Raw genomic sequence first — 6,099 nt, 5'->3', positions numbered from 1 at the left:
CAGAAAAAAATTTCGTGTTTGTGGTATTTTTTTCAATACTATTTTTTTACCACAGAAGTTGTGGTATTTTTTTTAAAACAAAAATTTTACCACAACTTCTGTGGTAAAATTTTCTGTTTGTTTTTTTAAACACAGATTTCCCCCAGTTGGCAAAGTCTCCCGACTTTGAGTTATAATTAAAAGCAAAAGCTATAGCAGTTGTGTTATAGCTTTTGCTTTTAATATATTTCCAAGTTTGACCCCGATAGGCGGATTTGCACACGAGACTTTAGCCGTAACTGACGAAGTAATCCGTACCCACAAAGAGAATAAAATTAAAAAGCAAACTATAAACCATGTCAACAAAATACAAAGTCTCAACTACAGAAGAAAGGACAAAGTCTGAATTTGTTTTACACTTGCTGCATAATTAATTAATTGTCAGTATTTTCCGATTGTTTCATATACCTGTAATGTTGTAATTTCGCGCCCGAATATTCCTGTTATAGAATTATTTAACAGGGCTATTCTTTTGAAAATCAAATTATAACCCCAAATCAACCTGCATTGCTTATGTTTTATTCATTTTGGAGTAAAAAAACGCTTTTACTTTTCCTCTCTTTTTGTGCTTTTACGGCACAATCCCAAGATATTCTTTGGGAGAAATCCTATGGTGGCAAGCATGCCGAGTTCCTGTTTGATGCGGTTCCGACTCCGGATTATGGTTTTATCCTGGCGGGCAGTTCCATATCGGATAAAAACGGAAATAAATCGGACGCCAACAAAGGGGATCTGGATTACTGGATCTGGAAAATGGACGAGAAAGGCGAGCTGGACTGGCAAAAGAGTTTTGGCGGTTCCGGTCTTGACCTGTTGCAAAGCATTCAGCTGACCAGCGATGCGGGATTCATACTGGCGGGAACTTCCCAATCCAATAAAGGACAGGACAAGACAGCCGACAGTAAAGGCGGGTCGGATTTCTGGATCATCAAACTAGATGCTAAAGGCGGTGAATTATGGCAGCAAACCATCGGCGGAAACGGTCAGGATCAACTGCAAAGCATAACACAAACCCAAGACGGCGGCTACATTTTAGGTGGGTCTTCAGATTCCGATACAACGCTTTCAGAAATAGAAAATACCAGCGGAAAATCGCAAAACAGCAGAGGCGGTCTGGATTACTGGGTGGTAAAACTGGACAATAAAGGAAAAATACAATGGCAGCAGACTATTGGCGGATCGTATACCGATGAGCTCAAAAGCGTCGTACCAACCAAAGACGGCGGGTACATTCTTGGAGGCTACTCCAACTCTCCTGCTTCGGGAGAGAAAACAGCAGACAACATAGGTACCGGTGATTACTGGATTGTAAAATTAGATAAAAGCGGAACTATCCAATGGCAGAAAACCATCGGTGGTGATCAGGACGATAACCTGACCACACTCATCCAAACCAAAGACGGCGGTTATATGGCCGCAGGGAATTCAAACTCGGAAACTTCGGGAGCAAAAAGCAAAAGCAACACTAGCGGTACGGATTTTTGGATAGTAAAACTGGATGAAACTGGAACAATCTCTTGGCAGCAAACCTATAATTACGGCAAAACTGATGTACTGACTTCTATTGTGGAGAATCAAGACGGTAGTTACCTGATTGCCGGATATGCGCAGAAAGAAACTACCGGTAAAGCTATCAGAAAAGACAAAGACGGCATTAACGATTATATCGCCCTGAAGATTGATGCCAAAGGAGAAGAACTCTGGAGCAAAACCGTGGGCAGTACCGGTGATGAAGTATTGAAGAAACTCATTGAAACCAGGGATGGTGGGTATATTCTGGCAGGAACTTCCAAAGGAGAAGCCTCAAAAGATAAAAAATCAGCCAAAGGCGGCAGTGATTTCTGGGTCGTGAAACTCAAAGACAAATCCAAACCGGAACAGCAGAAAGTAAGCATTGAAGCGGTACCGAATCCGGTAACCTCTTTCACCAATGCGATTATCAATTACGAGTATACCTACGGAACAGCTACTTTATATGATTTGAATGGAAGACAGCTGCAGCAGCAGAAAATAAACGGCGAAAGCACCGTGCCGTTTGATTTGAGCAACCTGCCAAGCGGGGTGTATGTGATCAATATCAGCACCAACGTGGAGCAAAACGGGATTAAAGTAATTAAGAATTAAAGGATGAGAAAGATGAAAAAATATAGTATTGTTTTACTATTGTGTTTGCAGGGAATTGTGGCTTTTGGGCAGGACCCGGAGATTAAAACAGATTTACCAACTATAATTCCACCTTCGCCTACCGTAGCGGCTTTAATGAAATTTGAAGAAGTACCCGTGAGCAATTATACAGGAGTGCCGGATATCAGTATTCCTTTGTTTAGTACGGCAACTCGTTCTAAAGATATCAATCTGGATTTATCGCTGAAATACCATGCCGGTGTTGGAGCCAATGATGTAGCAGGAGATGTGGGATTAGGATGGAGCTTGTTTATCGGCGGAACTATTTCAAGAACAGTAAGAGGTTTACCTGATGAAGAATTGGTTTTAGATAGTGGCAATCCCGGTAAAGTAGGGCTTTACCATACCAGTTTACAGAATCATACTAACTACTATTATCAATATAAAGTTAACCCTCCTCTTTTTGTTTCAAATAACCTTTTTGAAGGCAATAAATATATCTGGGATATAATAGAATCCAAAAAATATGATACAGAGCATGATTTATGGCAATTTAACTTTATGGGGCAATCCGGCCGATTTTATATTGAAAAAGATATAAATACTAATTTATTAAAAATTGTTCCTTTAGACGATTACAGAATTAAAATCATCAATCATTACACTACTGTTGGTATTAATAATTTCATGCCAGCCTCTTTTACCATTTATGATGAAAAAGGATATAGATATGAGTTTGATGTAATCGAAACAACTAAAAATTCTACTGCGGTAAATAACGTTTTTGTTCTTACTACGGCGTCTTCAATTTCTACGGAAAAAGAGTTTAGAAGTGCTTTTCATTTATCCAAAATTTTTGACAATAATGACAATTTGCTGGTGGATTATATTTTTAATCCGACCAATGAATTTATTGAGTGTTCGCAAAACAGCAGTTATACAGCTAATGATTATTCCGAGCAAACGACTTATGCAAACTTAGACGGTTATCAATTAATGGCTAAGTTTAATTGTTTTCAGGAGTTCGAACCTATCCAGTCAACGGTTACTAATTATTCAAAAACAACAGTAAAAAAAATACAAACCATAAATGTGCAGGGCATTTCTAAAATTGATATTGGTTATCTTCAAGGACGTATGGATACAAACATTGCCCTACCCAATAAAGCCATTTATATGAATGAGATGACTATAAAAACCTGGAGTGGGGAAACTATAAAAAAGTATCATTTTAACTATGATTATTCTTTAGTAATTGAAAACAGGATGATACTGAAAGAGGTTAGTGAATTAAATCAAAACAATGCCGTTAAGGGCAGCCATAAATTTTATTATAAAACCAATGATAATCTGGCAAATCAAATAATCGGAAAGGATTATTGGGGATATTTCAATTTAATCCCTACCTGTTCCAGCATGGGTGTTCATTTTTCAAACGAACCGAGTCCTTCATTTGGCACAACAGATTTGCTGCAAAAAATAAAGTATCCTACCGGAGGCTCTGCTATTTTCAACTTTGAAGCGAATCGTTATTCTTATGTTGGAAATCAAGCACTCATCAACTTTGAAGAGAATCCTGATAATTTACAGGAAACCTTCTATAACCCGACACCGGGTACCTTTAATTCCGGAAACAGTCTTTACAGTATTCCTGTTGCAACTAAAATCAGGAAAGTGCTATTTACCCCTTCAATAGTAGTGGAAGATATAGCTAATAGTGTTGATACTTTTCTTTTGCAAAAGTTTGAAAATGGAAACTGGAAAGGAATAGCCAGCCTGCATTGCTCAGGATCAAACCAAAATTGTTGCATTCCCTATACTTTAGAAGCAAATATCCAATACCGGATTTTCAGAAGTTTTACTTCAACGGACACAGTTCCAAATGCTACTTTAGGAATACAATATTTTGAGCAAGCTGCAAACCCTAAAATGTTTTTATACGGCGGCGGCAACAGGATCAAACAAATTGGGTATTTCGACACTGATGTCCCTCAGGTATATTATGATGACCCAAGCTTATGGAGTCAGTATACTTCCAGAAAGGAAAAAAAATACAATTACTCATGGCCCGATAATGCGAATAAAAGCAGTGGATCCCTAACGTTTTTAAAGCCATTATTCAAATATCAAAATTCGACTAAAATGTATACCTCTTGTCAGGAACCTCCCTATTTTTCAACGCTTGATTTTAATGGAACGGTTTATTTTACAACCCAAACGAATTTTAATAATCTGAATTTTTGTAAAACACAAGGGTCTGATGTAGGTTACAAGCATGTTTTCGTATCTGAAACCGGAAATGGTTCCTCTGTTTTCGAATACACATCTCCAATAGATTTTCCCGAAGAATTTACATTTACAGATACTCCCCCATTTCTGCCAACTAAAAATCTGGATTATAAAAGAGGTTTATTAGTTAAAGAAACTATTAAAAATGAAACTGACAAACTTCAGGAAACAACATATAGTTATGATTTTACGGGGTATGAGACAACATACGGAATCAGGTTTTATAAACCAAACGGATTGGGCTTTAAAGGATCATTTTTTAATAGTTATGAAAGTTATTTAGACCACTTGGAAAACCCGGTTGGGCCAGTTTATATTCCAGGTCGCAGTGGTACCCACTTTAATAATTTTAATGACAGTAATCTTTATGGTTATCCAGCTGATTATTCACAAATATATTCTTTAACACAAGCCTACGGCTGGGCAAAACTTACTACTAAAACCACCAAAAATTATATGTATAACAGCAGTACTCCTATTGTTGTTCAAACCAATGAAACCTTTACCTACAATACCTTAAACAAAAAAATAGCGTCTCAGACCAGTACCAACAGTAAAGGAGAGATTTTGAAAAGCGATTATTCATATCATACGGGTAATTCTGTTTATTCCCAAAACAGGATTTCTGAGATTGAGAAAGTGGAAAGCTACAGAGGCTCTGCCTTGCTCTCTACCAGTAAAATCAATTATTCTACAGCATGGACAGGCAATGTGTCGTACCTGCCGCAAAGCGTTGCTGCTTCAAAGAAAAGCCAAACATTGGAAACCCAGTTCAAGTACAACAGCTACGACGAATTTGGCAATCCACTGGAGGTACAACAGGAAAACGGCACCAAGATTGCCTACATCTGGGGCTACAACAAAACCCAGCCGATTGCCAAGATAGAAAATGCAGCATATGCCGATGTACAATCGTATGTGAGCAATTTGCAGAGTTTGTCCGATACCGGAACCGAAGCCAACCTATTGACAGCGTTGAGCAACCTAAGAGCGGCTTTGCCTGCTGCAATGGTCACCACTTATACCTACAAACCGCTTATCGGGATCAGTACCATGACCGATCCTAAAGGATTTAAAACCACCTACGAGTACGATGCCTTTAACCGTTTGTTCCAGGTCAAAAACCATACCGGGAAAGTGCTGAGCAAAAACGAATACAACTACCGCCCTAACTAATCGATGCCATGAAAAAAATAGTATTACTACTCCTAGTATTGCCTTTGGGCGTTATGGGGCAGACCACGACCCAAAACTATGTCAAAACCACGACCTATAAAGATTCGACAGCCACGACTTCAGTGGTGCAGATGACTTATTTTGACGGATTGGGACGCCCCATACAACAAATTGCCAACGGACAATCAAATTCCGGAAAAGACATCGTAACCCATATAGAGTACGATGCCTATGGCAGACAGCCTAAGGAATTTCTTCCCTATGCCAATACCAGTGCCTCTCTGAATTACAATTCCAATGCAGGAGGTGAGACTGCTGCGTTTTACAATACGGCTGCTTATGAGAACACCGCCAATCCCTACAGTGAAAAACTCTTTGAAGCCTCACCACTGAACCGCGTCACAAAACAAGCCGCTCCCGGTGAGGCATGGGCCATGAACTCCGGGCATGAGATAAAACTGGATTACCAGG

Annotated in this window: 3 protein-coding genes; all 3 read left to right on the top strand. The window is 39.0% G+C overall.

Annotated features, from left to right (window positions below):
* The first annotated feature begins 552 nt into the window (after window positions 1-552).
* The gene (locus ACRDEC_RS16825; protein WP_431499532.1) at window positions 553-2,163 is read left to right on the top strand and encodes a T9SS type A sorting domain-containing protein; all 1,611 of its coding nucleotides are present in this window, start codon (window positions 553-555) and stop codon (window positions 2,161-2,163) included.
* Window positions 2,164-2,175: 12 nt separating this feature from the next.
* Window positions 2,176-5,628 carry a hypothetical protein gene (locus ACRDEC_RS16820; RefSeq protein ID WP_431499531.1) on the top strand — a complete coding sequence of 1,151 codons (3,453 nt, stop codon included), beginning with the start codon at window positions 2,176-2,178 and terminating at the stop codon, window positions 5,626-5,628.
* 149 nt (window positions 5,629-5,777) lie between these two features.
* A partial coding sequence (locus ACRDEC_RS16815; RefSeq protein WP_431499530.1) for a DUF6443 domain-containing protein occupies window positions 5,778-6,099 on the top strand: 322 nt, incomplete at its 3' end.

Origin of the sequence: Flavobacterium sp., assembly GCF_050696275.1 — a bacterium.
Taxonomy (GTDB): domain Bacteria; phylum Bacteroidota; class Bacteroidia; order Flavobacteriales; family Flavobacteriaceae; genus Flavobacterium.
The sequence above is the reverse complement of the archived record's forward strand: the minus strand, read 5'-3'. Positions and strand labels throughout refer to the sequence as shown.

What these genes read in the sequence shown, in the direction of transcription:
- ACRDEC_RS16825 (WP_431499532.1), top strand. Translation starts at nt 553, where the DNA reads ATGTTTTATTCATTTTGGAGTAAAAAAACGCTTTTACTTTTCCTCTCT.
- ACRDEC_RS16820 (WP_431499531.1), top strand. Translation starts at nt 2,176, where the DNA reads ATGAAAAAATATAGTATTGTTTTACTATTGTGTTTGCAGGGAATTGTG.